The 26,428-nt window shown below is 44.9% G+C and carries 30 protein-coding genes; 14 read left to right on the top strand and 16 right to left on the bottom strand.

What is annotated here, in order from left to right:
• Positions 1-1,058 precede the first annotated feature (1,058 nt).
• From AC6I8J_RS22695 to mobF, 4 genes are all read left to right on the top strand, one after another.
• Positions 1,059-1,385 carry a hypothetical protein gene (locus AC6I8J_RS22695; protein WP_497826007.1) on the top strand — a complete coding sequence of 109 codons (327 nt, stop codon included), beginning with the start codon at positions 1,059-1,061 and terminating at the stop codon, positions 1,383-1,385.
• A 247-nt stretch (positions 1,386-1,632) separates the two neighbouring features.
• Complete coding sequence (locus tag AC6I8J_RS22690) at positions 1,633-1,989, top strand: hypothetical protein (RefSeq protein ID WP_497826006.1); 357 nt, start codon at positions 1,633-1,635, stop codon at positions 1,987-1,989.
• The gene (locus tag AC6I8J_RS22685) at positions 1,979-4,081 is read left to right on the top strand and encodes a type IV secretion system DNA-binding domain-containing protein (protein ID WP_497826005.1); all 2,103 of its coding nucleotides are present in this window, start codon (positions 1,979-1,981) and stop codon (positions 4,079-4,081) included. Before AC6I8J_RS22690 ends, AC6I8J_RS22685 begins: the two co-directional genes overlap by 11 nt.
• Before the next feature lies 1 nt (position 4,082).
• The gene (gene mobF, locus AC6I8J_RS22680) at positions 4,083-9,041 is read left to right on the top strand and encodes a MobF family relaxase (protein WP_497826004.1); all 4,959 of its coding nucleotides are present in this window, start codon (positions 4,083-4,085) and stop codon (positions 9,039-9,041) included.
• Positions 9,042-9,452: 411 nt separating this feature from the next.
• Here the strand turns inward: mobF and AC6I8J_RS22675 are convergent, their stop codons facing one another.
• From AC6I8J_RS22675 to AC6I8J_RS22650, 6 genes are read right to left on the bottom strand one after another with little or no spacing between them, the layout of a single operon-like run.
• The gene (locus AC6I8J_RS22675) at positions 9,453-9,806 is read right to left on the bottom strand and encodes a hypothetical protein (protein ID WP_497826003.1); all 354 of its coding nucleotides are present in this window, start codon (positions 9,804-9,806) and stop codon (positions 9,453-9,455) included.
• 41 nt (positions 9,807-9,847) lie between these two features.
• On the bottom strand, positions 9,848-10,393 hold the full coding sequence (locus tag AC6I8J_RS22670; RefSeq protein WP_497826002.1) for a restriction endonuclease: 546 nt from the start codon (positions 10,391-10,393) through the stop codon (positions 9,848-9,850).
• Entirely contained in the window at positions 10,393-10,680 is a 288-nt protein-coding gene (locus AC6I8J_RS22665; protein ID WP_497826001.1) for a hypothetical protein, read from the bottom strand. The genes AC6I8J_RS22670 and AC6I8J_RS22665 overlap by 1 nt, the downstream gene beginning before the upstream one ends.
• Complete coding sequence (locus AC6I8J_RS22660; protein WP_497826000.1) at positions 10,670-11,044, bottom strand: hypothetical protein; 375 nt, start codon at positions 11,042-11,044, stop codon at positions 10,670-10,672. Before AC6I8J_RS22660 ends, AC6I8J_RS22665 begins: the two co-directional genes overlap by 11 nt.
• Positions 11,044-11,703, bottom strand: a complete 660-nt coding sequence (locus tag AC6I8J_RS22655; protein ID WP_497825999.1) for a lytic transglycosylase domain-containing protein — start codon at positions 11,701-11,703, stop codon at positions 11,044-11,046. Before AC6I8J_RS22655 ends, AC6I8J_RS22660 begins: the two co-directional genes overlap by 1 nt.
• Entirely contained in the window at positions 11,700-12,302 is a 603-nt protein-coding gene (locus tag AC6I8J_RS22650) for a hypothetical protein (protein ID WP_497825998.1), read from the bottom strand. Before AC6I8J_RS22650 ends, AC6I8J_RS22655 begins: the two co-directional genes overlap by 4 nt.
• 142 nt (positions 12,303-12,444) lie before the next feature.
• Here AC6I8J_RS22650 and AC6I8J_RS22645 point away from each other — a divergent pair, with 142 nt between their 5' ends.
• Positions 12,445-12,855 (top strand): hypothetical protein, encoded by a 411-nt coding sequence (locus AC6I8J_RS22645; protein WP_497825997.1) that lies wholly within the window; start codon positions 12,445-12,447, stop codon positions 12,853-12,855.
• 11 nt (positions 12,856-12,866) lie between these two features.
• On the top strand, positions 12,867-13,301 hold the full coding sequence (locus tag AC6I8J_RS22640; RefSeq protein WP_497825996.1) for an H-NS family histone-like protein: 435 nt from the start codon (positions 12,867-12,869) through the stop codon (positions 13,299-13,301).
• 341 nt (positions 13,302-13,642) lie between these two features.
• Here the strand turns inward: AC6I8J_RS22640 and AC6I8J_RS22635 are convergent.
• A protein-coding gene (locus tag AC6I8J_RS22635) for an IS3 family transposase (RefSeq protein ID WP_145032956.1) occupies positions 13,643-14,763 on the bottom strand; the annotation gives its coding sequence in 2 pieces (ribosomal slippage) (positions 13,643-14,505 and positions 14,505-14,763; 1,122 coding nt in all).
• A gap of 21 nt (positions 14,764-14,784) precedes the next feature.
• On the opposite strand from AC6I8J_RS22635, the gene AC6I8J_RS22630 reads away from it, so the two are divergent.
• Positions 14,785-15,042, top strand: a complete 258-nt coding sequence (locus tag AC6I8J_RS22630; protein WP_497825995.1) for a hypothetical protein — start codon at positions 14,785-14,787, stop codon at positions 15,040-15,042.
• The gene (locus tag AC6I8J_RS22625) at positions 15,039-15,533 is read left to right on the top strand and encodes a hypothetical protein (RefSeq protein WP_497825994.1); all 495 of its coding nucleotides are present in this window, start codon (positions 15,039-15,041) and stop codon (positions 15,531-15,533) included. Before AC6I8J_RS22630 ends, AC6I8J_RS22625 begins: the two co-directional genes overlap by 4 nt.
• Before the next feature lie 53 nt (positions 15,534-15,586).
• On the opposite strand, the gene AC6I8J_RS22620 is transcribed toward AC6I8J_RS22625, so the two are convergent.
• Positions 15,587-15,952: a hypothetical protein gene (locus AC6I8J_RS22620; protein WP_497825993.1), complete on the bottom strand. Its 366-nt coding sequence runs from the start codon at positions 15,950-15,952 to the stop codon at positions 15,587-15,589.
• A 17-nt stretch (positions 15,953-15,969) separates the two neighbouring features.
• Positions 15,970-16,644, bottom strand: a complete 675-nt coding sequence (locus AC6I8J_RS22615) for a tyrosine-type recombinase/integrase (RefSeq protein ID WP_497825992.1) — start codon at positions 16,642-16,644, stop codon at positions 15,970-15,972.
• 775 nt (positions 16,645-17,419) lie between these two features.
• Here AC6I8J_RS22615 and AC6I8J_RS22610 point away from each other — a divergent pair.
• The 4 genes from AC6I8J_RS22610 to AC6I8J_RS22595 all read left to right on the top strand — a co-directional run bounded on the left by AC6I8J_RS22610 (position 17,420) and on the right by AC6I8J_RS22595 (position 21,217).
• A complete protein-coding gene (locus AC6I8J_RS22610) occupies positions 17,420-18,322 on the top strand; it encodes an Abi family protein (RefSeq protein ID WP_497825991.1) in 903 nt (300 codons plus the stop codon).
• A gap of 29 nt (positions 18,323-18,351) precedes the next feature.
• The gene (locus AC6I8J_RS22605) at positions 18,352-19,512 is read left to right on the top strand and encodes an SH3 domain-containing protein (RefSeq protein WP_497825990.1); all 1,161 of its coding nucleotides are present in this window, start codon (positions 18,352-18,354) and stop codon (positions 19,510-19,512) included.
• An 82-nt stretch (positions 19,513-19,594) separates the two neighbouring features.
• Complete coding sequence (locus tag AC6I8J_RS22600; RefSeq protein ID WP_497825989.1) at positions 19,595-20,728, top strand: HNH endonuclease signature motif containing protein; 1,134 nt, start codon at positions 19,595-19,597, stop codon at positions 20,726-20,728.
• 9 nt (positions 20,729-20,737) lie between these two features.
• Positions 20,738-21,217: a YrhA family protein gene (locus tag AC6I8J_RS22595; protein WP_497825988.1), complete on the top strand. Its 480-nt coding sequence runs from the start codon at positions 20,738-20,740 to the stop codon at positions 21,215-21,217.
• Between the two features lie 52 nt (positions 21,218-21,269).
• Here the strand turns inward: AC6I8J_RS22595 and AC6I8J_RS22590 are convergent, their stop codons facing one another.
• The 4 genes from AC6I8J_RS22590 to AC6I8J_RS22575 form a co-directional block, all read right to left on the bottom strand.
• A complete protein-coding gene (locus tag AC6I8J_RS22590) occupies positions 21,270-21,563 on the bottom strand; it encodes a hypothetical protein (protein WP_497825987.1) in 294 nt (97 codons plus the stop codon).
• A gap of 22 nt (positions 21,564-21,585) precedes the next feature.
• Complete coding sequence (locus tag AC6I8J_RS22585) at positions 21,586-22,029, bottom strand: helix-turn-helix domain-containing protein (RefSeq protein WP_497825986.1); 444 nt, start codon at positions 22,027-22,029, stop codon at positions 21,586-21,588.
• A 134-nt stretch (positions 22,030-22,163) separates the two neighbouring features.
• Positions 22,164-22,652 carry a hypothetical protein gene (locus AC6I8J_RS22580; RefSeq protein WP_497825985.1) on the bottom strand — a complete coding sequence of 163 codons (489 nt, stop codon included), beginning with the start codon at positions 22,650-22,652 and terminating at the stop codon, positions 22,164-22,166.
• 112 nt (positions 22,653-22,764) lie between these two features.
• Positions 22,765-23,250: a hypothetical protein gene (locus AC6I8J_RS22575; RefSeq protein WP_497825984.1), complete on the bottom strand. Its 486-nt coding sequence runs from the start codon at positions 23,248-23,250 to the stop codon at positions 22,765-22,767.
• Positions 23,251-23,510: 260 nt separating this feature from the next.
• Between AC6I8J_RS22575 and hha the strand changes: the two genes are divergently transcribed.
• Together hha and AC6I8J_RS22565 are read left to right on the top strand one after the other, a co-directional pair.
• Positions 23,511-23,714, top strand: coding sequence for a hemolysin expression modulator Hha (hha, locus tag AC6I8J_RS22570; RefSeq protein WP_497825983.1), 204 nt, complete (start codon positions 23,511-23,513; stop codon positions 23,712-23,714).
• A gap of 390 nt (positions 23,715-24,104) precedes the next feature.
• Positions 24,105-24,740, top strand: a complete 636-nt coding sequence (locus tag AC6I8J_RS22565) for a hypothetical protein (RefSeq protein ID WP_497825982.1) — start codon at positions 24,105-24,107, stop codon at positions 24,738-24,740.
• A 432-nt stretch (positions 24,741-25,172) separates the two neighbouring features.
• Here the strand turns inward: AC6I8J_RS22565 and AC6I8J_RS22560 are convergent, their stop codons facing one another.
• The 3 genes from AC6I8J_RS22560 to AC6I8J_RS22550 form a co-directional block, all read right to left on the bottom strand.
• On the bottom strand, positions 25,173-25,676 hold the full coding sequence (locus AC6I8J_RS22560; RefSeq protein WP_497825981.1) for a hypothetical protein: 504 nt from the start codon (positions 25,674-25,676) through the stop codon (positions 25,173-25,175).
• Between the two features lies 1 nt (position 25,677).
• Positions 25,678-26,034 (bottom strand): hypothetical protein, encoded by a 357-nt coding sequence (locus AC6I8J_RS22555; RefSeq protein WP_497825980.1) that lies wholly within the window; start codon positions 26,032-26,034, stop codon positions 25,678-25,680.
• Positions 26,035-26,134: 100 nt separating this feature from the next.
• Entirely contained in the window at positions 26,135-26,413 is a 279-nt protein-coding gene (locus AC6I8J_RS22550; RefSeq protein ID WP_497825979.1) for a hypothetical protein, read from the bottom strand.
• Between the last annotated feature and the right edge of the window lie 15 nt (positions 26,414-26,428).

The following is a 26,428-nucleotide window of genomic DNA, read 5'->3' as shown; positions in this document are numbered from 1 at the left end:
CGGTCGCGGTCGATGCCGCTGCCGCCAGCGCATGCCACGTGATGCCCGGACGTGGCAGGCGGTCGCGGTCGATGCCGCCGCCGCCAGTGCATCCCACCTGACGCCCGGACGTGGCAGGCGGTCGCGGTCGATGCCGCTGCCGCCTGCGCACCCCGCCTGATGCCCGTACTGGGCAGGCGGTCACGGCATTGCCGCTGCCGCCAGTGCATGCCACCTGATGCCCGGACGGGGCAGGCTTTCGCGGCAACGCCGCTGCCGCCAGCGCACCCCGCCTGATGCCCGTACTGGGCAGGCGGTCACGGCATTGCCGCTGCCGCCAGTGCATGCCACCTGATGCCCGGACGGGGCAGGCTTTCGCGGCAACGCCGCTGCCGACAGAACACCCCGCCCGATGCCCGGACGGGGCAGGCGGTCACGGCATTGCCGCTGCCGCCAGTGCATGCCACCTGATGCCCGGACGGGGCAGGCTTTCGCGGCGTTGCCGCTGCCACCAGAACACCCCGCCTGATGCCCGGACGGGGCAGGCGGTCGCGGCGTTGCCGATGTCGCCAGTGCATGCCACCTGATGCCCGGACGGGGCAGGCTTTCGCGGCAACGCCGCTGCCGCCAGAACACCCCGCCCGATGCCCGGACGGGGCAGGCGGTCACGGCATTGCCGTTGCCGCCAGTGCATGCCACCTGATGCCCGGACGGGGCAGGCTTTCGCGGCAACGCCGCTGCCGCCAGTGCATGCCACCTGATGCCCGGACGGGGCAGGCTTTCGCGGCGTTGCCGCTGCCACCAGAACACCCCGCCTGATGCCCGGACGGGGCAGGCGGTCGCGGCGTTGCCGATGTCGCCAGTGCATGCCACCTGATGCCCGGACGGGGCAGGCTTTCGCGGCGTTGCCGCTGCCACCAGAACACCCCGCCTTATGCCCGGACGCGGGAGGCGGTCGCGGCGTTGCCGCTGCCGCCAGAACACCGTGCCTGATGCCCGGACGGGGGAGACGGTCGCGGCGTTGCCGCTGCCGCCAGAACACCCCGCCTGATGCCCGGACTCGGGAGGCGGTCGCGGCGTTGCCGCTGCTGCTGATGTGCTGCACGGCCAGCGCCCGGATTCGGGGGGCAGTCGCGGCGGTGCCGCTGCTGCTGATGTGCTGCACGGCCAGCGCCCGGATTCGGGGGGCAGTCGCGGCGGTGCCGCTGCTGCTGATGTGCTGCACGGTCAGCGCCCGGATTCGGGGGGGGGCAGTCGCGGCGGTGCCGCTGCTGCAACATGCAATTAGCCTCCTCAGAACGAATCTGGCAGGAGGTCACAAAAAGCGACAGGTTTTCCAAACCGGCGCATTCAACGTCATAGCGTTCGACTCCTGGAACCTGACGATGCATCGAAACAGTAACTAAGGACAAAACCAAGGGCAAAACGCGGATCAGTGCCCGGTTCGGCTGTATACCCCCATGAAAATCCGTCACACCCAACGCATCATGCGATGCTAAGCCCAAACCCGCATAGGGCGCGGCTTTGGGGTGCATGACTGCTATTTCATAGCTGTCATGCACCAAAAGGATTCACTCCGCAGCAGTAAAGGGGTTAGAGGTGCATGATCGTCATGCTATGATACGAATATGTATCATTGAGAAGAGAAACAACATGGCGGTCAAAAGACACAACTTTCAATTCAGGCTTGCAGCAGACATGGAGGAGCTAATCCTGGCTGAAGCTGCACGCAGAAACGTATCACCAAGTGATTACGCTCGTTCACTAGTTATCTCTTCATTGAGAGATACAAGTCACTTAAGCGCGCGGTCTGACATGAGTCTGAAGCTTCAGGCTACTGCCACCTTCCAGCTTACTCACTTCATTTTCGAACTTATGAAAAAACTCGATCCCGACGTCAGTGATACCGAGATTACCGAATATCTAAACAGGACCATCTTTACACCGGCCAAGCAAAAAGCCGAAACCATTCTGGAGCAACTAGGCACAGGAGAAAACCATGCAAAATAAGCAGGCAGACAGAAGCACAATGGTAGATTTGAACAGGGGAGGACAGACGTTAATCCACTTCCTGCGAATGCTTCATCAAACCCTGAAGCGTTACTTCCGGGCTGTGCTGTGCGTTTACATCGTTTCTTCTTGTTTCTTAGGCTACTACCTGACAAACACCCTTGATCGCTACATGGGATTTAAATACTACTTCTGCAAGCTTCAATACGACTTCCTAAACCTCAAAACTAGTTCTGCGAACCTGACACTGCCTAACGGTCAAACTGTCGTAACGACCAATCAGGCTATCGTGGAAAGTCCACTCATGCAAAAGCACGGTGAAGCACTCTATAGCAACCTTCTTAGTGGCGGCTTAATCGCTGGCGTGATAGCGCTAGCTTCAGCCTACATTCTGTTTCGTTATCTCGTAAAAAGAGGACGCAAAGAAGCGCGGGATGAACATGTAAGGGGTAGCGAACTCGCTGAGCATGATAAGTTGCGTGATGCTGCGATAATGAAGGTTAAGGAGACCGGGCTTGATTCGAGGATTCGCATTGCTGACATACCACTTATACGGTTCCAGGAAAACTCTGGGATAGGTCTTTCAGGCTCTCCGGGCACAGGAAAATCTAACGCCATGCGCGATCTTCTTCGTCAGGTAAGGGCGATGAAGAAAAAAGCTGTTGTGTACGATATTTCCGGCGAATTTGTGAAGCGATTTTATCGTCCTGGTATCGACGTCATTCTTAATTGTTTTGATGCACGATCTCACTCATGGGATGTATGGTGCGAAGGCAATCATGAGATGGTTTTCGACAGACAAGCCAAGGCTGCAATACCGTCCACCAAAGGTGGCGATCCTTTCTGGACCCTCTCAGCGCAATTGTTCTTTTCATCCTTAACACATTCATTCTCACTGAGAAGTGAAAAGCCTGAAATGGCGCATCTGATGCACACTATTCTCAGAATGAGCGCTGACCAGATTTCAAGTGTATTGGCCGACACAGATGCCCGTAACGTTATTAACGTGGATGCTGAAAAACTTGCATCTTCCGTAAGGGCCATTGTTACTGCTTATACACGTAATCTTAAATATTTTGCACACACAAAAGGTAAGCGGTTTTCTTTCAAAGAGTGGGCCAGAGACGAAGACAGTGACGTAACTGTGTTCATCACTGTGCGTGATGACATGATGGAGGCTTTGCGTTCACCTATCTCAATGATGCTGGAGTCTGCAATCTCAGCGATTCTTTCTTTAGAAGCTGATGAAGATCGTCTTATAGCTGTACTGATAGATGAACTTAAAACACTAAATGAACTTCCATCACTTCCTAATCTCATCAACACAGGACGTAAATTCGGTGCCATGCCTGTGATTGGATTTCAGTCTCCTTTTCAGATTTACGAGCTTATGGGAGAGTCGGGTGGTAAGGCTTTTTTCGATTCGCTGGGAACGTTTGGGGCATTCAGAATTAATGGCATGGATGGTGCAAAATGGTCAGCCTATCAGTTGGGAGACAGAGAGAAAGAAGTTGCGAATGAAAACACCAGTTTTGGTGCTAACGATGTAAGAGACGCCGTTAGTGTCAATCACAGCCAGCAGGAAGGTCAGTTACTTTTAGCGAGCGAAATTTTCGCGCTTAACGACCTACACTGTTATTTAAAACTTAACCGAGGCTTGCCAGTATCGCACATCAAATATGAGCATGACGGCATGAAGCAAATTGCACCTGCAATTCTTGAAGCTGACTTCCTGAAAAATGCTGAAAGCATGAAAGCTTTTCATATTGATAACAAGGACAGCCCTGAAGCAATCATTGCTGAAATCAACAAAGATGCGCAGACAAAGAATCTTAAAGATATCAGAAGCTGGGAAGGACAGAAAAAAGCAAATGACGCACGAGCAAGCGGGGCCGCTGCTACAGCCTCTGCAAGCACTTATGCAACAACCTCTGAAAGTGATTCTGACTCAGGAGAAGGTATAAGCGGCGGTGTTGATTTAATGGCTATGGCCTTTGAGCGTGAACAGATAAGCGCATCTTTACCCGAGACTCGATTAGCCGAAAAATCTGGCGAGCGCAATATCTCATCTGAACTTGATATAGGATTCTAATATGCTGAGTGTCAATAAAGTCGGAAATGTTGCGCAAGCCACAACTTATTATAACTCACCTGATAAGTATTATTCTCAGGATGGAGGCGATATTGGTTCTGAATGGAATGGAAAGGGAGCAGAAAATTTAGGGCTTTCAGGTAATGTTAATGATGAAAAATTCCTACAATTGCTGGATGGTAGAGTAGCACCAGACATTCAGTTGGGAAGAAACGGCGCAGGTGGAGAAATTAAACATGTTCCTGCATGGGACTTTACATTCTCCGCCCCTAAGAGTGTATCAATTCTGGCTCTGGTAGGAGGCGATGAAAGAATTGTTAAAGCGCATCTTGAAGCCAACAGAAAAGCATTAGCCTATATCGAAAAGAATCATGCATTAACCAGAATTACAGAGAAGGGGGAAACTAAATACGAAAAGGTTGATAACTTAACTGCTGCTAGCTTTACGCATACAGAGTCACGTAAAAATGATCCTCAATTGCATACACACAATGTAATCATGAATGCAGTTGTCGATAAAGATGGACAGTGGCGCAGCCTAGAGACCCTTCGAATGTATGAAGGGAAAATGATGGCAGGTCTTATTTATCGATTTGAGTTAGCCAATCAAGTTAAACAGTTAGGGTACGACCTGGAGATTACAGATCGCGACAAAGGGTTCTTTGAAATTAAGGGTGTCCCTGATTCTTTAATCGGGTCCTTATCGAAAAGAAGAAAGCAGGTTTTGGAATCTGCGAAGCAGCGCGGACTATTCGATCAAAAATCACTTGAGAAGGCGACAGTCTATAGCCGGGATACAAAAAAAACACCTGAAAGGCATGCATTGCTTGAAGAATGGAAAGATACAGCTATTGAGTCAGGTGCAGACCTAAAGGGAGTTATTGAAAGGGCGATTAATAACAGTGCACCTACATTGAGCGAACAGCCTCTTGCAGAAAATGTGGGGAGCGATCCGGTCAAGGCTGACAGGCGTCAGGAAATAGAGGACCAATCTGAGTGGTCATTCAATAGTTATGGCGAGGAGCGGGGGGCTGATGATGAGCATGCCGATTTTGAATCACTGTATGAAGCAGCTTATCCTACGTTCACTGTAGAGAGTAAACAGGCAAACTCCGAACGTCACATTCTGACCGCGCAGTCAGAAACGCTTGTCAGTGATGTTCAACTTGCCTACAGGGTATTGGCAGAATCTGAAGCTGTTTTTAATGCTGAAGATCTTACAAAAGAAGTCGTGCGCCTCAGAATAGGTGAGGAGACAACTCAGGAAGATATTGAGCAGGTTTATAACGCTATGGTAGAGAGCGGTGAACTCCTTACCCGTGCGTCACGCACAAAGTTTGGCGAGCTTGCGTTTACAACTCCTCATGCGTTCGAAACAGAAAGGCAAATGGTTTCTCTAATGCTGAGCGGTAAGGAATCGAGACCGGCGATTGCAGATGAGGCTGGAATCGTCGCTTATATTGCTGCGTTTGAAGAGAGCAAATCAGAAGAATATGGTTCACCATTCAAATTTTCAGATGACCAACGTCAGGCCATCATTCAAACGGCCACTAATAAGGATCTGGTTTCAGGCATTCAGGGGTTTGCAGGAACGGGCAAGACAACGCTGCTTGAATGTCTGATTGGCTATGCCAGCAAAGAGGGTTACAAGGTCAAAGGATTTGCACCCACAGGTTCAGCTAAAGACACGCTCGCAAAAGAGACCGGTATCGATGCAAAAACTGTTGATACATTCCTGTTCCAGCGTAAGAGAGACGAAGTATCTACCGGTGAAGTGTGGATTGTGGATGAGGCATCGCTGATTAATGGTAATAACGTTTTTAAACTAATCGATGAAGCGCAGCGTAGCGGCGCAAAACTGATATTGCTTGGTGACAGCAAACAGCTTGAATCTGTTGAATGGGGTAAGGCTTTCTCCGTTCTTCAGGGGTTTCGTATGCAAACCTCACATGTTACTTCGATCATTCGACAAAAAAATGCCGCCCTTCTGCAATCGGTATATCACTCGATAGATAAGAACTGGTCTGAAACGTTTGAGAAGATCAGGGATAATGTGCACAAGATAGAGGAGCGCGATATCAAGGATGACTATCTTGCTATGACTCCCGAAGAACGTGCAAAAACGTTGGTCATCATTCCTGACAACGAAGGGCGCAGCAAATTTAACCGTTCAGTTCACGATTCCAGAGTAGAAGCAGGCGAACTTTCGGCCAATGAACATTCCCTTAGCATTCTTGTGAACGCTAATCTCAACACCGCCCAGCGCCGCGATGCACGTTACTTTGCGAAATCGCAGCACATTGAATTTCAGAGAGATCATGAGGAGTTTAAAGCTGGAGAGTTCTGGGAAGTGGTTTCGAAAACTAACGAAACTTTGGAACTTAAAAACAAAGCAGGAGAAGTTAAAACCCTGAATCCCTCAGCCTTGCCAAAAGACAGTAAATTCAGCCTGGATGTGTTTACACAAGAAAAGATAAACGTCTCTGAAGGTGAAACCCTGCGTGTGACAAAGTCCAGAAAAAAGTTAGGGCTTGGAAACGGGGATGAGGTCACAGTAAAAGGTGTAAACGCAGCAGAATGCACTTTAACAATCATTAAGGCCGATGGTACTGAAATATCGCTCGATACAAATAAGGCTCATAACATCGATTACAACTATGCGCAGACAGCTTTCGGAGCACAAGGCAAGACGGTTGACAGGGTAATGGGTGTGGTGGAATCGTGGCGCAGAAATCTTATCAACTTCAGGTCTATCTATGTAACGCTGAGTCGCGCGAGACACGAAGCGCACCTTTATGTGGATGATCAGGAAAAAGTCATTAAAAAACTCGGTGAGCATTTGGCCGACAAATCGACCTCATTAAGTGGTATGTCGCAAGCTGATTTGATTCGTAAAGCCACACAATTGCAGGAACAGCGCGAGAAAAAGAGTGATGTAGCTGGCCCTGACTTCAGACACCTTTTTGCTGATCTTGAGTTTGTGACTCAAAAGCTCTCTTTGAAACAAGGCGTATTCAGCCATACGGACTTACTTAAGGAAGTGCTCAAGCATACGATTGGCACCTATGATGTACACGACGTGGAGAAGGGCATAGCTATAATGAGGAATCGCGGCGATCTGGGCTTGTCGCGCATATCCGGCGAAGGCCGCAAATCGGAGCATTTCTACACGCTACCCACGAACATAAGGACAGAGGCGCAGGTTGTTCGCCATATGATTCAGGGTAAAGAGCGAATACCCGCAATAGCGGGTAAAAGCGTTGTTGAGTCATTTGTAAAAGTACGGAATGAACGTGCGGCAACCGGCGATTGTGAACCTGTAACGAAAGAGGCAGCGGTGGCGCTGACAAAGTTACTTTCTAACCGCGACGAGACCATACTTGTTCTGGGTACAGATCACAGTGGTCATAAAGACTTGATGCGGGGTGTTGGCCGCTCTCTCGCAGAAACCAGCGGCTATAAGGTGAGAATGTTCAGCACCAATACTGAAGGGGTTAACCAGTTGCGTGAAAATGTACGTGACGCTCAGAACGTCTACGCGCACGTCAGCCGCATTGAGGAGCGCATTGCGTTAAATGACAGGGTAAAGGCCAGAAAAGAGGTTTGGGTCGTCGAGAATGCTTCACAGCTAGGTTCTGACGATATGCTGAGATTACAGCAGACAGCGCGTTATGCAGGCGCTCGCATAATGCTTGTTGCAGACCGTTCAGAAAATGCCCTTTCATGGGGTAACGTACCGGCACTTCTTATGCAAAATGATGTGTCAGTAGTGAACCTCGATCAGTCCCAGCGCTCGCGCAATGCTGATATCAACCTGGCGACGGATTCGATAGCTCAGGGCAAAGTCGATGAGGCTTTAAAACACATCGACGGAATGATTGAAACGATAAATGCCGGTGATGATCACGCAGAAGGCAAAAAGGCGCGAATCCAGGCACTCGCCAATACCTACCTAAACTTGCCCAAAAATGACAGGGAAAAGACAGCCGTAGTCATTCCTGACTATTTCACAAGAAACAAAGTTGATGCCCTTATCCGCAAAGGGCTTGCAGTAGAAGGCCGTTTGAAGGGGGAAGAACTGACGACAACTCTTTACCGTAACGCTAACCTTGACCCAATGGAAAAACGCCGCGCTCAGTATTACAAAGCGGGGCAGGTTATTGAGTTCGAAAGCGCAAGAAGCGGGGCAGAAAAAGGTGAATATTTCACGGTTACGTCAGCTAATCCACAGACGAACATGCTTACTCTTACGTCGATATCAACAGGGAAAGCATTAACCCTTAATGCTGATGAAATTGCAGGTAGCAGGGGTAACAGTGTCCGGGTCTACCATGTGGAGGAAAAATCAATATCGGTTGGTGAAGAAATACGGTTCAACAAAACAGCACTCAAAGAGCGTTTGATAGATGCAGATAAAAATGTTCCGACAAAGCTAGCTGGAAAAGTTACAGACATCAAAGACAATATAATTCACCTGACAATGCAGAACGGGCGTGAGGTCAGGCTGGATACGAATAACTTTAAGCACCTGGAATACGGTTATACAAGCAATTTCTATGACTTAAAAGACAAGCGATTTGAGAACGTAGTCACCTTAATGGAGTCAGGAAAAAAACACTTTGCAACTCAGGAAGCACTGCAAAACGTCCTGACCAAGTCTACTCTAAATCTCAAAATAGTGACGGACAGTAAGGGCAAGTTGTTTGATAGTCTCAGGCACCAAAATGGCTTTCAGCAGATTGCTTTGAATAGTAAAAAGGTATCAATCGACAAGAGCGAACTGGCGCAATTTAATAAAACCTTTGGGCTTGGATTGTCACCGGTTAATCGTGGATTAGCAAGGCTCGAAAATGCTTTTAGCCAAGCTGTTCAGGTGGCAAGAAATAAAGTGATGGAGAAAGTGGCAGAGAGAAAACAAGAAGTGCCGCTACCACAGAGGCAAAAACAGAGAAGTCTTTAAAAGAAAGGCCGCAGTGCGGCCTTATATTTTGTTAATACAATTTATCAATGGCTGGTTGATGTGAAACTCCTGTGTTAGCTTAGGAATACATCATCATTTATCATCGTCGGTGATTTATTCACTTAACAGCCATTGTCTTGACTGTTTCAGCAATGCATAAATATATACCGCCTAAGCAGAGAATAATAAAAATGGCAAATTTTACGTACCAAATCCAATGAGTATCAGTAAACGTCAATGAATTTCTAAATAAAAGCATAGCTATTATCAGAAATGTCAGGCTCAGATTGATATCCATAACTACCTCCGCAAGATTTTCCTTCGGCCGCAAGGTCTGTAAATTTGGCAAATTAAAACCAAAATCTAACAAACCAATAGTGAGGCGATTAAATTCTAGTTATCTCTATGTTATTAATTTTTAGTTATTTTGTTTTTATTTTCTCTAATAGCTGCTACAGCCTGAGTTGCAACGATTAGTAGAATGATTACACCAACGAATAAGCAAAGCCAGCCGAAGACGTCAGCGCAAGCATTTAAGGTGAGGATCATTCTAGTCTTTAGCTCATCGTTATCAGCAGAGGTGACGTTATGGACGTCAGCATTTCCTGAGAATAGTAGAAAGCGAATAATAGGGATGCTTATTAACAGAATTGCGGTTAATAACAACCTTAAATCAACGAACTTAGATAGGAAAATGTAAGCCTTTTCATAGGGAAAAGAAACAATAAGAAAAATAATACATATGCAAATGATAAAGCTAAACATAATTACCTCATTAGGGCTTGTCTAAATGTAATGTGTCGCGATTAAAATTTCAATTTAACATCAGTGTCCAACAACGCAAGTAAACGGCTCCCGCTGATTATAGTGATATTATCCATGTTAATATTTCTTACTGAAATGTTTTTTGGGGTTTTTCCTGTGTGTATAAATAATCCTTTGCAATTTTGCCTACTAAGGATGTTTGAAAACTCCTCAAGATGATCGTATCGTATCTCTTTCTGATACCGTTTCGCCTGTATGAGATACATTTCACCATTTACAAAGAAACGACCATCAATCCCACCGTCATTTGAATATCTTTCGTTTCTTTTAATCGGGAAGCCCTTTCTTTCCAGACAGGTCATGATTAACTCTTCAAAGCTATATGGGTCAATTTTCCTTAAATAGCCTAATTTCTGAGGAGGAGTGAAATTACCTATTTTTTTTATAACGTAATCGGCAGTTTTGATTTTTTTATCATGCTTGGTTTTTTTTTGTGGGAATGCAAGGGTAAATAGATATGTTAAAAAAACCATAACTAATAAGTATCTGTGTTCGAATAAAAAATGAAATATGCTTTCTAAGTTCATTAAAATGAGTCCGTTGGCGGTGAAGTCTTTCCTGACTCCGGGCTATCGAAATATGAGTCATTCTCTATGCTGTTAGAGGCAGGAAGGTCAGTGTCGGGTATTCCATCCATACCTTCAGTAACCTCCTTTTCTATCATCGATTTCTCAGGAAATTCATGAGGCATATCGAATCTTTTTGCGTCTCCCGAGCCGTCGTCACTTTTACCCTCAGTGAGCCAGCGCAGAACGAGCAGTAACAGTAAAGCAGAGCCGATCATCGCAATACCGATGCCCCATTTACTCAGCATCAATTTCGCTTCCATCTTTTTGTTGCGCATGCGCAACATTTGTCGATTCATTAAAAGGAAGTGAAAACAGCACCAATACCAATGCAACAGCATGCCATACAGTCACGACCATCAAGTAAACTGAGGGTAGCCCAGGTTTGGAGTACATGCTGTCGAGAGTCAGCAGGCCGGCAGTGATGAATAAAAAGAAAACGTGATAGCCCTGATTGACCACAAAAACTTTCATTGCACAATTGATTGACCATAGCGACAGCAACGTGCCTATAGCCATCTGGTAATCAGAAAAGTGCAAATAGCCAAATAGTTTCATGACGTAAAAGATGAGGGCAGCGAAAGCGCCCAGGGCAGTGATTTTTTCATTCATCAGAAGTTACCAACTAGTTTGCCCGGAGCGCCTAGATCACGCTGACGAACAATATTGAAAGAGAAAGACCTTAGCTGAGATTCGAAACGGTAGTTGTGCGCACCGCCATCAAAAGTTTCACGCAACTCACTGACCGGTAACGAACGTAACTTGTCACTGACTTGTGCAATGAGGACGTTGTCTGTGCGACCTTTCAGCCTGGCTAGATGCTTCTGGATAAGACCAATGTAGACCCTCCTTGCTTGTGCCGTTTCAGCTCTGAAACCGGCGTTATAAGCACCGACTGATTCCCAGTTAACGCCATTCAAAGCAAAGTTACCGGCAAGTATCCATGCGCCTGTCCTTATGCTCAGACACCCATCATTAAGGAGGGAGTCACGGGTTATGTTGTTGGCTAGAAAATAGGGCTGCTTAAGCCACCAACTGCTGATCTGCATTAAGGAGATATCGTCATAGCGGGGCGATTGCGTATTAACCGCTCTGTTATTTAAGGAGGATTCCTGTATGCCTATCGACTTAAGTACCATTGGGTCTATTCCATATTCCTCGCCTGCTTTAACAAAGCATTTATCGTAAGGACTTGGTCCATATATGGAAGAAGAAGCGTTTGCATTGCATATAGCTAATGCTGCACTGCATAAGAAAAGTGTTCTGATCATTTCGATTTATGCTCTCTTCGGTTTTGCAAAACTGTCTCAATGGCAACCGAGCATGAAAAACACAACATCCAGAAAACAGCGACCACTTCTTTCACAAGGGGCTTGAGGCTGTTCCGATGAAAGGCGAAACCAACAAGCACATTGCTAAGCGTATTACGTGACAGGGCCGGAGCGCTGGACATACTTAAAAGCAGATTTAGTCGAATCTGGCGGTCTGCTGCGGTTGTTAATGTTTGGCGATGTAACTCAGGACTGAAATCAACTGATTCACTGTCTTTATCTTTACCAAAAATTACATTGTCGGTAACAGGCGTTTTATCTAAGTATTGATTTTTTTCTTTGGCAGCTTTTAGGTTAATTGCAGATTGATTCGATGGAGTATCATGCGTAATGGTTTCGCGCAGAGACTTTTCGATTGATTCGTAAAGAATTGCCGTGTCTAGGTCCGTCAAGTAGTCATAGATACGGTCCGGGCCTACAGCTAAAGTCAGAGTCACAGCAAAAGCGCCGGGCATAACCACACCATGCTTGACTGCATAACGAAGCGATTTCTTAAAATGTATCGCAGATAACAACGAATCCCGACTTAGCAATTGCATTCTTGAACCTTGATTGGATAATTAAATTACATGATACAATAAAGTATCATAAAGGAAAATTAATTTAGCTTGGATTGAGGCATTTGATTTTTTATGCCATGATGCTCAAGGAAATTAAACGAAACAGGCAATGAGGTTGCGATTGACCAGAGAAGAACACAGATCTAGCGAGGAGGTATCGCTGACGCTTAGCTTGCTGACCGTCACCAAACCGCAACTAATCAGGCAGATTGTCAGCCACATCGTTAATGATGTTCCAGCAACTGCTCTCGCGGGCAACCTCAATTGCGCTCAGATATATCGCGGAAAAAAGAAATTTATACAGCTCCGGGACAAAGTAGCCACACTGTCTGAATCTTACTCACGCCTTTTTGCTGTTCAGGCAGATAACGTCGATGGGGCAGCTTTTCCTGTCATCCTTAATGTTGATAAAGCGGATCTTGAGAAAGGGCTTCTTTGGAAAAGCGTAAAGAATGGGTCTGCATACAAAACGGCTGAACTCTGCTTCTTCACGCTTTCAGACGACGAATACGTTCCCTTCTCAATCATCTGAAGGCTGAAAATATGAAAAATTCTGGACAAAAAACAACTGAGGAAATCTGCTCTTATTTGGGTAATTTGTCACGCCGTCGCCAGGTATTCCGCTCACTTTCCATGATGCAGCTAAAAGCTTTGATTACCGATGCTCAGAACGTATTGGCAGACCGTGGTGAAGAGGAAAAGCGTCAGGAAGAACAGGAAGCAGCTAAACAGGCCAAGATCAAACAAACCCTTGAACAGCTTAAGCAGGATGGAGTGTCTGCTAATGATTTAACACCGTTTCTCAGGAAAAAGAAGCCATCAAAAGGGCCGGTGCGGAGCTACCTGATCGAAGGGGAGTACATTGTTTACAAAGGCGCTGGCCGTATGCCAGCCAAGCTTAAGGCGCTTGAAGAGCGTGTTGGGCGTGAAGGGCTGAAAGCTTATGAAACAGAAGAACAGCCCTCCGGTGAAGGTTAAAACTCAAACCGTTTATTTGACGGCCACGGCAAAATGCCGTGGTTTTTTTTGTCTTAAGAAATGTAAGCCGCGCTCGACTAAAAGTGAAGATTAACTTACCGAATATTTTATATAGTATTCTGTTGGTTCAAGGCCGTTAGTACATTTCCATAAGACATCTAAGGAGATAGCGTGGAGCGTTTCACAGTAATAAATTTCGTAACAGATAAAGCCAAACTGATCAACAGTTCTAAGACATCTACGGATTTCATAGCTCAGATTGAGCTTGCTATTGATGAATTGATTCATAATTACGAACTTGGCAAGTTTACCTGACCTGCCCCCAAGATTAGATACAACCTTCAGTTAGTAATGTCGGTTGGTTTTTCTTCATATTTCCCGTTTCGCCAGTCCGCTGCAAATTCAGCTGGCGTCTGGTAATCCAGCGATGAATGTGGACGGCACTCGTTATAATCCTGCCGCCAGTCGTTAATGATTTTCCTGGCGTGAACGATATCGCTGAACCAGTGCTCGTTCAGGCATTCATCTCTGAATCGGCCGTTAAAGCTCTCAATAAATCCGTTCTGTGTCGGCTTGCCCGGCTGGATAAGCCGTAGTTCCACACCATGCTCAAAAGCCCATTGATCGAGCGCGCGGCAGGTAAATTCCGGGCCCTGATCGGTTCTTATCGTAGCCGGATAACCGCGAAACAACGCGATACTGTCCAGAATACGCGTGACCTGAACGCCTGAAATACCGAAAGCAGCGGTGATCGTCAGACACTCCTTCGTGAAATCATCCACACAGGTCAGGCACTTGAGCCTGCGACCGTTGGCCAGTGCGTCCATAACGAAATCCATCGACCATGTCAGGTTCGGCGCATCCGGACGTAGAAGCGGAAACCGTTCGGTCGCCAGCCCTTTACGGCGTCGTCTGCGTTTTACGCTCAGTCCATTAAGGTGGTAAATACGGTATACCCGCTTGTGATTGACGTGAAGGCCCTCCCGACGCAGTAGCTGCCAGATGCGCCGGTAACCAAAACGTCTGCGTTCAAGCGCCAGTTCAGTGATACGCCCTGATAAATGTGCATCAGCAGATGGACGCTGAGCGTCATAACGGCAGGTCGACAGGGACAAACCTGTAAGCCTGCAGGCACGACGTTGCGACAGACCGGTCGCATCACACATAAACTCAACGGCTTCCCGCTTCTGGCCTGTCGTCAGTACTTTCGCCCCAGAGCCACCTGAAGCGCCTCCTTATCCAGCATGGCTTCGGCAAGTAGCTTCTTGAGGCGGGCGTTCTCCTCTTCAAGAGATTTAAGCCGCTTCACCTCAGGGACTTCCATGCCACCAAACTTCTTGCGCCAGGTGTAGAAAGTGGCATCGGAAATGGCGTGCTTACGGCAGAGCTCACGGGCAGAAACCCCGGCTTCCGCTTCGCGAAGAATACTGATGATCTGTTCGTCGGAAAAACGCTTCTTCATGGGGATGTCCTCATGTGGCTTATGAAGACATTACTAACATCGGGGTGTGTTAATCAACGGGGAGCAGGTCATACCCGCGAGGAAGTGGTTTACATCATTCGTGAGCTTCCAAGGCATCTTGAAAAGCGTGACTTTGAGCTTTTTCACGGATTAGAAAGCTTAGCCGAATCTGTAAGCACCGGCAGCATTACAATTGCCTTTGACGGCGGCAATGCGTTGGCTGTCAGGGCTAAAGCACGTCTGGAGGAGCTTAAAGCAAAACAGGGTAAAGCAAAATGACAGTTGCTGCACATGCAGTTCAGCAGGCAGCAGACGTGATGACACTGAAGGACTATGCCTATATTGCAGCAGTGGCCATATCCCTTTTGATGTTTTTCCTTGCCTACCGGCGTGACAAAAACTCCCAGGGTGATTCTGAACTAAAACTGTTCGAAATCATTACTAAAGCCGAAAAAGACCTTGTAGATCTAGACTTCAAGCGGAGTGTTGTAGCAGGTGAGGATGAGGCAGCACTAAATGAGGCAGAAGCGCTAAATGACCAAAGAAAAGCGTATCTGCAATATGTGCTCAATAGCTACGATATGGGATGCCAGCGCTATCTCGATGGCAAACTTGATAAGACAAGATTTGCCAAAACGTATGGGGTGAGGATCAAGGAGATCAATTCCGGCGACATGGCAGAAGGCATCGGTAAAGACTTCAAGTATGCAGCGCTAGATAGAGTAAATGACATGATTAACAATAAAGAGCGCGGCAGGTGGTTTAGATGATAAAGCCGCTGAAGCGGTTGTGATGCACTGTACAGGCTGTGTAGATATAGTGTCTACCAGCCTCCGACACGTACTGACAACCATTCTTCACTTTGCACAGTAATCTGGCCGTAACCACGTAAGCCCATTCTGAGGCGGTCAGAGTTGACGTGAGCAATGCCTAATACCTCGTAGCATTTATCAACCCTCATATGCCCTGGTTTGACGAGAACGCCTACCTCAATTTCCTTTGCACGTTTTCGATGGAAAACTCCTTTATCATTTGCTGCTTCACTCTCTGCGAAAATGGAGATAGGCAACTCACAGCAAGGGCATAACCATTCATCCCAAACCTGATCAGGTTCAAAATCTTGCTCACATGAGTAACAATGATAAAACTCCCCAGGCATACGGGTAGCGTGTTTTCCTAAATGAGTCATAAGATGTCGCCAGATTTTTAATTCTGTTCAAGAATGCCTGATACTGCATTGTTACGCAATGCACGTAAAGCCAGTTCGCTATCCCACGAAAATGAAACTCCGTTCTGTGCGCCGATGTCCATAGCAAACAAGCGCGTATATTTTGCCGTGCTGCTTAGGTACTTGTGTCCAAGATAAGTCTGTAAGGTTTTCTCATGAACCCTATTAAGAAGAAGGTGTATAGCAAAAGAGTGTCGGAAAGTGTGAGGGGTGATGTGAATAGTAAATGTGACGTTGTCACATAAAGCGAGTTTGATTGCCTCCTTTAACCATCTGGCAACAGTATCAGGAGACTCCGGCCAAATGGGTTTGCTGGCCGGAACCTGAAAGGTTGCAAGGTATTGCCGCATCATCCTGACATAATCTTTATCAAGTAATGGAACAACACGTTTAACGCTGTCTCCGCGAGAAGGTCGTCCAGGCTTGCGGCTGCGCTGCTTGAGGGTGCGAATTATGACGTGAGGGCGTGGCCCGTCAAGGACGAAGCTTGCAGGCGTCAGCGCCAGCGCTTCATTGGGACGCGCACCAGTATTCCAGAGGGTCTGAAAATGTGCCAGGCGGCGCATGTCATGCATGTAGCTAAACAGCACGGAAACCTCTGGTGAGAGCAGGTACATTATTGGGTCTGTAAGGTTCTGCGCAATTCGACGCATTGCAGCGGCAACCTCCCATTCCCTTAGTGAATCTGTACGAACCAGGGGTACAGTAGCGAAATGTGCGTCTGGTAAATTCTGCAAGATTCTCCCCCAGTAATTTCTTCAGAATGCGCGTAGCGTTGTCTGCGACTTTTAGGCTGAGTTGCGCATGCGCAACACCTCTTGCTGATATTGTGCCGCAGCGGCTGGCAGGACGCACTCAGATTAATTATTTTTTGCCAGTAAGGGATTGCGGAAGTTTATGCACTGTACAGGCTAATTCCGCAGAAATAAATGCCGGTAAGAGTTGCTTTCGGAGGTTCATAATCACAAAAAAAACAACATATGGTAGTTGTGAGTGGCTAATTGGCACTAAATGTTGTGAAGAGAGGGGAGGGGCAGGGCATGCGGAAGAATACCGCTTTCTCCGCAGAATCACGCACGCGGTGAATCATGACGCAATTGCTTTCTGTAAACAAAGTAGACAGAAGCAGCATAAAGGGGGACGTCGAAGAGAAAAGTAGCAGAGCGATACAAATTGAGGGAGGCCAGATGTGACTAAGGCTCCCTTTAGGGGAGCCTCATTCATGGGTGGGCGTCCCGTAAGACACCACTGATAGCCGTTACCAAAGAACCATAACCAATAGTTAGCGGGTACTCTCTGGTTTACTGTTAGCTACTATACAGCCAATCGGCAGGCATTTCAACCATACTCAGATATCACTTCATTACCCGCCGGATAATGAGTAACATCCTGAATGATACGAAGCTAACTACATGACAGGGAAACGGGATGTTAGATGCGGAAATTCTGGACAAGATATCATTGCCAAGACTTGATAAGTACAAGGAAGCATTCGGGCTTACCACCTACGAACATGCATATGCTGTCTACGTCTGGAACAAAATGCTGGCTGGCGCATTTACCCCGTTAGTGCAATCTGTAGAGGTATCTCTCAGGAATGCGATTAATCAGGGTATTATGTCAGACCCCAGATATAGCTGGTTATGGTTCACCAACGTTTACCGTCCGAAGGATCTTCCAGGCAGTTTCGCTAAACTCCATCATCATATAGTTAATAAATTTACGCACCATGACCTAGATATTCTTAAAGAGAACGGTGACGTCAGTTACGCACCCATTCTGAAAAGCACATATGATAAAAAAATCAAGAAAGGTGCTCCCAGTGCCAAACGCTCGTACAATCAACATATCATCGGTAATCTGATGCTAGGATCATGGGTCGTTCTGCTTAATTCTGACTATGTTGATAACACTCACAAAACGAGATTATGGCCCAACCTCACTTCTACTGTTTTCCCCAACGCGGTAGGCGCGGAAAAAGACAACTTGTTTCATATCTATAATAACGTGCGACTGTTCAGAAACAGGATCAGCCATAATGAACCGCTTTGCAGGGCATCGACGGTCGCTGCGACACAACAAATTAACGACAGCATAGAGTTTCTTTCTGAAAAATATCAGGAGTTGTTACACGCACTCGGCTTGATCAGCCGGAAACGCCAGCAACAAATTAATGATGGCCCCGCTACATCACATTTTTATTCAGTGTGCAATAAAGAATACGTGAATCGCCTTATCGACAGCTTTACAACGGGCAGATTAAGGGTCTGTGGAAAATGTAAAAAGACCTACACTACCAGCACAGGAAGCACCTGCCCATGCCGTATATAGATGATTCCCGATGAAGCAAGGACAAGACCATGAGCGATGATAATCATGCAAAAAACAGAGAGACAGATGATAATCCTCTAACACGGAGAACATCAGCCATACTAAAATCTCTCAGCCAGCTCGGAACGCTATACAGTTCAGAGAACATAAGGATAGCAAATGAGGTAGCAAAGCTCAGTTATATTCCTGAGCAAGATTTTCAAAAGTCCATGTTTGGAAACTTCTTTCGCAACGAAATGACTTTAAAATCCGTTACTCAAAATACCAGCTATCAGGCACTTGTAAGTATACAGAAACAGAATGATTTCTTTCGAAGGTTGACAACGGTTTCTGAAATGCCTTTTTTTAAAATAATGGAGAAATACCGCACCGTCACAGATTTATACCAAAGTCCGGCTATGGGAAATATATTTGCTCCCTCTGCATTAGCCATTGCTGAAGAACAAATGAAGAAAAATGCAGATATTCTTAAATCAATGTCTGTTGGTGCGGGTATTCTTCCTCGTGTTATAAGTAATCACATAGCGAATCATGAATTACTTAGCAGGACTAGTATAAATTACTTTAAATTTGATTGGGATGAGTTTGCACAGAAAACCATAGTCGGGAATAGTTTAAGAGAGCAATCGATAGTTCTTGCAGCATTAAATAATTTCTTTAAGGATGAACCTGATTCTTTCACTAATCTTGCCGAAAACATTATCAGTTCACTGGAATGCGAGCCAGAAAGTGAATTTACTGAAATTAGGATGCAGATCAAATCTGCTAATGTTTTTTCTGATCTGCCAACTAAAGTTAAAAAATATTTTCTTTTATTATTTATTTACATCATATTGCCTACTTTTTTTGCTGTCAGAGATGAAATCTTAATGAACTTGATAAAGCAGCAGTGTCTGACCAGTTTTTTGTGTGAGACTAAAAAGGAACAGGTAAAAAACCTCGAAGAAGGCAGATCAGATGAACTGACATACCGCGATTTGAACCGCATTCGTGTGGTAAGACGTGATAACGTCAGACTCAGAACAGGTCCCTCGATGCAGGCCAATGTTATTGAAGTGCTACCTGTTAATCAGCCCTTATTGATTATGAACAGGGATAACAGAACGTGGTTACTGGTGAGAACAGTGCTTAATGGTGAAGAAATCGAAGGATGGATAAACCGCAGTTATACAACGGTTTTGGTCAAATAGAAACGTTCTTTCTTCAATACTCAATAAGTTAAGTGTGAGGAACAGAGGTACTGCTATGAGTCGTTGCTTACCGGGTACTAATTTGTACTACCTTGCAGGGGATAACGTCCCCCCTGAACAATTCGAACGTATAATGCCGCCTGAAAAGGCCTGGCACAGAGTGCAGCGTGATTTTTGCTTTGACGATACGACAACAGTCAGTGGCTATATCGTGAATATGCGTCCGAAAGTAGTTATAAACTTCAGGGACCAAGCTCCTAAGCGGGGACTGCGTGAAGAAAAGAGAATGCTGCAACTCATATATACCGGTGAAGTCGTTATGATCGACCACGAATCACTACCCGGAGATGTTTTTTTTATTAACAGTGAAGGTAAACTCATATGTACTCGTAGTTGGTTGTTCAGTCCCGGTGGTAGTGAACGTATTCTCAGCGAGTTCGTTAAGTCTGTACAGCGACGTGCAGGACAGTATCGGGACGGAAAACCCAGACCAACTGCCTTTGCTGCGAGATCAGTGGTGTCCTCTCCAGAACAGTACGCTCAGGCTGATAAAAAGCCGGAGACGTTTAGAGCCATAAACAGCAGGGCCGCAGGGCGACTTCTGGCCGCAGGAGCGATATATAATCAGAACCCGGAAATGTACGCGGATACAGCGCGTAAACTGGGCGGAGACGCAGCAGCAGGCTTCAGTGAAGTCCTTAATCAGCAGACAGCAGGCTCGCTTATAGCTCTGAGTTCAATTCTTGCGATAGGCCGGGGGGCCATTCACCCGGTCTCCGTGACAGAACTTGAAAAGCTAAAAAGTTTTCTGGGTACTTATAAAGGAGAAAAAAACCTACTCCAGAATATCGACGTAGTGAAAATGGATTATATCAAGCGTCCGTCAGCAGAGCGTATTGCCCTTCGTAATCAGTTTGATAAGGCCAAAAAATCATTTTTGAAAGAGATTGTTGATAGCCCGGATGTTCAGGGCCGGTTGAGCACTGACGACCTTACAAGAATGACTCAGGGAAACAACCCTGTTGGCTGGGATGTTCACCATAAACTTCCGCTGGATGACAGTGGAACAAATGACTTCAGTAATTTAGTATTGATAAGCAAGTCACCAGAGCATGCTATGTTCACTACAACACAGCAGAGGATTTCCCGCTCTATCGCAGCCGGTGGCCCAACTCAGGTTTTGTGGCCTGTACCCAAAGGTGTCATATATCCATAGGTTTTTAAAATGAAGCGCAGCAACGAGCTAACAAATCTGGCAAGAGACGTTACCGGCCTGGCACAAGCACTTGGCTATCCGGTTAACCCTCCGTATCAGGGAGCTAAACCTAACAAAACATTGGGGGCCGCATCCAGTTCTGAAATGAACGACTTCTGGGAGCAATACTGGCCGTTTCTATCCTGCATCGACGGGTTCAATATTGACGGTTACTCACTGTTTGGATTAGGAAGTTACCATAACGAACAGAACGGACTCGTTGAGTACAATGAAGAATTAGCTACGGCTCTAAAGGGAGATAAGGCAGAGAAAAAATTCATTCTCATAGGCACATCGGGCACTGACTGGTTTGTGTTTAACCTGCAAAACCATACGTGGGAGTCCAGAGACAGGATTGCAATTGATGAAGTTTATGAGTCGTTCGATGGGGTTGAGGGTTTAGTGAAAAACTTAATTTCAAGAATAAAAGAGGCAAACGATATATGTTAAGTCGGGCTGATAAATCAGCCCGTAAGGATATTTATATTGCGCCATCGAATAATTAACTATTGTTTTCTTCTTCAAATTTTTTAAATTTTTTATCACGTATCTTTAGTAACATCAAAGCTATGATACCCATAACTGCATAGCTAGACGGTGTTATATAAGAAATGTTTCTCTCATTTGGGTCAATGAAGAAAATCAATGAAATGACTAAAAAAAGCCAAGGAGTACTTACCGAGTTAAACATAAGCAACAACTGCATACGATATTCGTTCATGTCAAATAGAATGTAGTAGCATCCTATGAGCCATACTATCCCAAAAAAAACCAAAGCCTGAATTTCACTAGTCATAATTATTTTAGTCTCCATCCTTTTATTTCGACTCTTTTGAAGAGTCAACGTATTCAGTGAATATATGTAATGCCTTTTCAATATCAATATCGTCAATCATCATATGTAATATATCGGTCCATCGTACTTTGCAGCCAACTCTCACCTCTAACTTATTAGCAAGGACTTCTAGTTTTGCTTTTTCGACCATCGAAACTGCAAACGTTGTTCTGCCGGTTTTTTTATTATTTTGCTCAGGCTCTTCAATAGCTGCGATCTTATTTTGATTATCTCCAATGATATCGTCTACTGAAACTCCTAAAGCTTTAGCAACTTTGACCGCCGCTGACGCACCAGACTTAAACTTAGAACCTGCTTCCATACGTGATAATTGCCTGGCAGAAAGGCCGGACATTTCCGATAGTTTCTTCATTGAAACGCGTTTGTTCTTCATAAGAGTGTTTATCATTACTCCAGAGTCACTCATTAGAATTAGCCTCACTTTGGTGTGGGTAATTTAACATGTACCACGCGGACACACAATTAGCTTTAAAATTAGAGAAAGTAATGGAGTTTAAAGTAATGCATAATTCATTACTTCCAGTTTGTGCTCTTGCTGTATCAGTTTAGTTTATCGCGTTCAATGAAGCTAACGCTTACTATTCCCGTTGCCGGGACTTTCATAATCTCACGAATTTTGTTATTGACAGCGCCTTCTGATTTACTTGAGCGAAATGGCATTCCATTAGCTGTAATTCTGACTACAACAGAAATGATTGTCAAAGTCATGCAAATGCTCGTTAAATTTCTTAAGCATGAGGCGATTTCTTCCGAAGTAGCGGTTCTTAAATCTGAAATGAATTGTACGACTGATGATGATTCTGGCAGAGTAGATAGTAGAGCGATTGAAATCATGCCAATTATAACGGAAGTGAAATGCCGTACAACCATGTATGCTAGTGAATTAAGCGACCCGGCCAGACCGAGAAAATCAGCAATGCGAATCCTCCAGTCTTTTTTTACACTACTTATGATGTTTTGATAGTCGTTTAAAGGTAGTTCACCGACCTCAATGTTATTAACTTTAACGATCACGACATTTTCTTTCATTTTTTTTCCTTTGTATAAAGATTGTGTTAAGAAGTGCTATTTTCGCAAGTATTTGCCAATTTTCTGTAACTTATTGATATTTAACATAATTTACGTTATGCGCAGTGAGTGGTTACTTGTGCGTACCTGACTGATCACGGGCCATATCATAAAATTCGAATGCACAGCGTACTGGCTGAGCTTGCTTTAAAACCATGTCGTTGCCGGTCGTATCTGGTATCACTATTGCTTTTAGCTGACCATTCTTTTGCACCTCGTATCCATATCCATTGATACAAAGTTTGCTATGAGACTTTTCGAGGTGTACCTGCATTGATGTTGCAGATTTTCTTTCTTCAACAAGAGACGTTAGTCTCTCAGTCAAAGCAGTCGAAAAATTATGCTCAAAATCATTCACACTTTGAGGTATTGGGTCGAACCGGGCATGTGAGATGTACGAGTCGCGTCGATCTTGTTCAATTGTTTTAGTCTGAAGGTAGTCATAGTAACTACTAATCCAGTGAGATATATAAATCGACAGGACGACGATAAGTAGTAGTTCTATAAAGCTTCTGACTCTTTTAGGCCACCTTGCCATTCGTTCAAAAATATCCATCACACATCCCCTCCATGTAGGCATTGTCTGAAATACGGTGCTTAGGTACAAGCATAGATGTTTTCTGTTGTGAATGATACTAAAATGTATCATAATCTAAGTGTGTCGTGCGGTGAACTTGTGTAGAGTGTTTAACTCAGAAATTATTAATTGACTGTACGATCATAAAAAAGCATATGTGCCATGCTCACGAATCAGAGAGTTTGACATACAGCACTAAGAAAACTAAAAAGATAAGCTTCGTGTAAACGACTGGAAGAAAAATGACAAGAGAAGATTGGCTGTTCAAGCTTAGAAAAATAAATAGGATCGATACCCTGGAGAAGGTTATTGATAAAAACAAGTATGAACTGTCCCAAAGAGAATTAGCAGTATTTTACTCCGCATCAGATCATCGTTTAGCTGAACTTACAGTTGGAAAATTATTCGATAAAGTTCCCCCGAGCGTCTGGAGGTTGATCAAGTAGTGCTCTGTGTTTAATCCGATAAAGGAGTAACGATGTTGCGACTAACATATAAAGACATTGCCAGTATTTGCACCACAGTGCTCTGTGTTACTTATTTACCTTTTATTTATTCATTGTTTCTCTTAACTATTGGATATGGATTTTGTCTCATTTACACTCTAATCAAAGATCGGATTAAATTAAGTAAAAGGGAAAAAAGAGTGCGAATTTTATAACCCTGCGTGTGGTGCATGAATGACAGGAAGAATGCTCATAATTATACACCGCCTACGACCACCGCTTAGCATAACTGACAGTTTGTAAGTCTTTGGACAAAATCCACTCTATGAATCGAAGTTAGTTAAATATGTATATCCACCCTTCAGCCAATTTTCAAGCAGGTAAATTAACATGACTAAGCACACTGTCACCACCCGCGAGCAAGTAATGATCGGCGGCATAGTGAATGAACGAGTAGCTACCCACATAGTCACGGGAGTTCACGGTTATGAAACCCTATGCACTAGCGGGTTGAGTTGGGAAAAAGATGAGGCTGGAAATTTGATAACTGATGCGGTCGAGTTGTCTCGCAACCAGTATCCCGTCACTTGTCACGTCTGCAAAGCCGTCTGGCAAGATGTAATGGGCTTTAAAAATGGCGATTTCTGCACCGATGATGACTTTGCTAATTATGAGAAAACGAAATATTTAACATTATCTGTAGATGAGAACCTTTCCGACTATCTATCAAAGCATAATATATCAAGTATAGTCGATGAGAAATCTAAAGAAAAAAAATGGATTGATATAGACAGTTTTTTAGAAATAAACAGTGTAACAACTTCTCTTCTTTCGTTTATAATCGCATTTATTATATATTCGTTTTTTTCCTATGTTTACAGAGTATTACCCATAGGTGTCGGCTCTGCGCCATACCATTTTCTTTTCTATTTTGCATTTTCGTTAATAATCATCTCCTTCGCTAGCTTTATATATAGTATGGTTAAATATATAAAGTCTCGCAATAAACGGAATAATAAATCTTAAGAAGATTAAGCTTTTCTAGCAATCTCAAGGTGTTTCATTAATTCATCGATGACTATGATTAGTTGCTGACCGGGACAACAATACAGTTTATTAACCCCAGCTTAGAAGAGATTTGCTGCCCCGGTCAGTACCATTTTCTTTGTGCAATGCATCACTTGTCCAGCCTTTTCTCATGACCCTCTCCACAAGTGTAACTTTTAACAGCGTAATTTAGTTGTATACTTAGATTCGGATGTTAACTAACGGAGGTTGTATGAAAGAGGCAATGATGAATGATCCTATCATGTTCTGGCAGTCGGTAGCTGTTCTGGCCGTACTCGTCGTCTTAACAATCAGGAATGTAGTTGTACCTTCTTCAAAAAAATAATTAATATTTGCGCAATGTTTAATTGAGTTTTAAAGAAAAGCCCCTCTTGGAGGGGCTTTTTTTCATTACTGGCTTGGCTCTGTGGCGGCTGTATGGGATGAGTTCGGCACTTCAGGATCGTTCAGATACTGCTTTATGCTTTTCACTACTTCTGCTTCATCATCGACGTGTGTGAAGATAAGACAACCCACACCTGCCCCTGACATCAGTGCCCCTTTGCGATCATCGTCTTTACCAGACAAAATTATCGCTGTAATTGGCAAGCGAGTTTGTTTATCAATCAGCACTACTTCAGCCATAAGGCGATGTAACTCTTGATTAAATACAGCATTTTTACTCAGTCCCGAAGAATGAATAAGGGAACTGAATGGCTGTTGTGTGCAAATATAAAATTGGTCAGAGAAATGCCTGTAACACACCTCTCCCAGCTTTAAGCTATTGCTTGGCTTAAGCAGCGGCTGTATGTCTGTCGGCTTTTGCAGCAATCGTTTCGGCTTGTATATCATTACGTAGTAGAACACAGCAATCATTACAATGCCCCCAACAATATTAACTTCAGTTTGTGTCATGTCATCCTCTGCAAAATTTTTTAGTGTCGGTTACAAGAATATTTCTGCTCTCATTCATTCCAACAATCCGCCCTGATTTGAGCTTTGAATACAGAGTCTCAAACTCAGACGTTGAGGCAATACGTTTCAGGTTTTCAATCGTCGCCGTAGCGCGACAAACATTCGAAAAGGTCATATCGGCTTGCATGTATGCAGCATGTCGGGAGCCGTCAAAACCACTGCTTTCCTGAATGAACTTCCCTTTCTCCATGCCTGCTGTTAATTGTTGTGGAATATTAATTGTGACTGCATAACCAGGTTGCATTGCAGCCATAACCATTAATAACAAGGCAGAAACCGTTTTCTTAAGCATAATCATAATAACACCTATGATACTAATGTGTATCATTGAGGGGTAAAAAAAAGCCAAACCTTAAAGGTCTGGCTCGTCAATTATTGCGCATGCGCAACTATCCCAATCATCCGCGATGATAATGGCCGCCGTCCATCGCTTCACTTCTCGCGTTCATATGCGCCACATTTTGCCCGACAAAGTGTGCCGGTTGACCGTTAATCAGAGTTTCTGCGGTAAGAGGATCTGCAAAATTTGCCGGTTTTCCATTGCGGCTGGCAATGCCATTTAGTTGGGTGAGCGCATTTCCGCTGGCCCAACTTTTTGCAACGACACGCGCACTTCTCCGGGCTTTACGCCCCAGAAAAGTCATATCTTCCATTAATTCCATCAGCCACTTTTTCATTATTTTGTCCTTTTT

It is taken from the genome of Pantoea sp. X-Soil-ISGK-355 (assembly GCF_059730805.1).
Note: the sequence above shows the minus strand (reverse complement) of the source record. Positions and strands in the feature narration are given on the sequence as shown.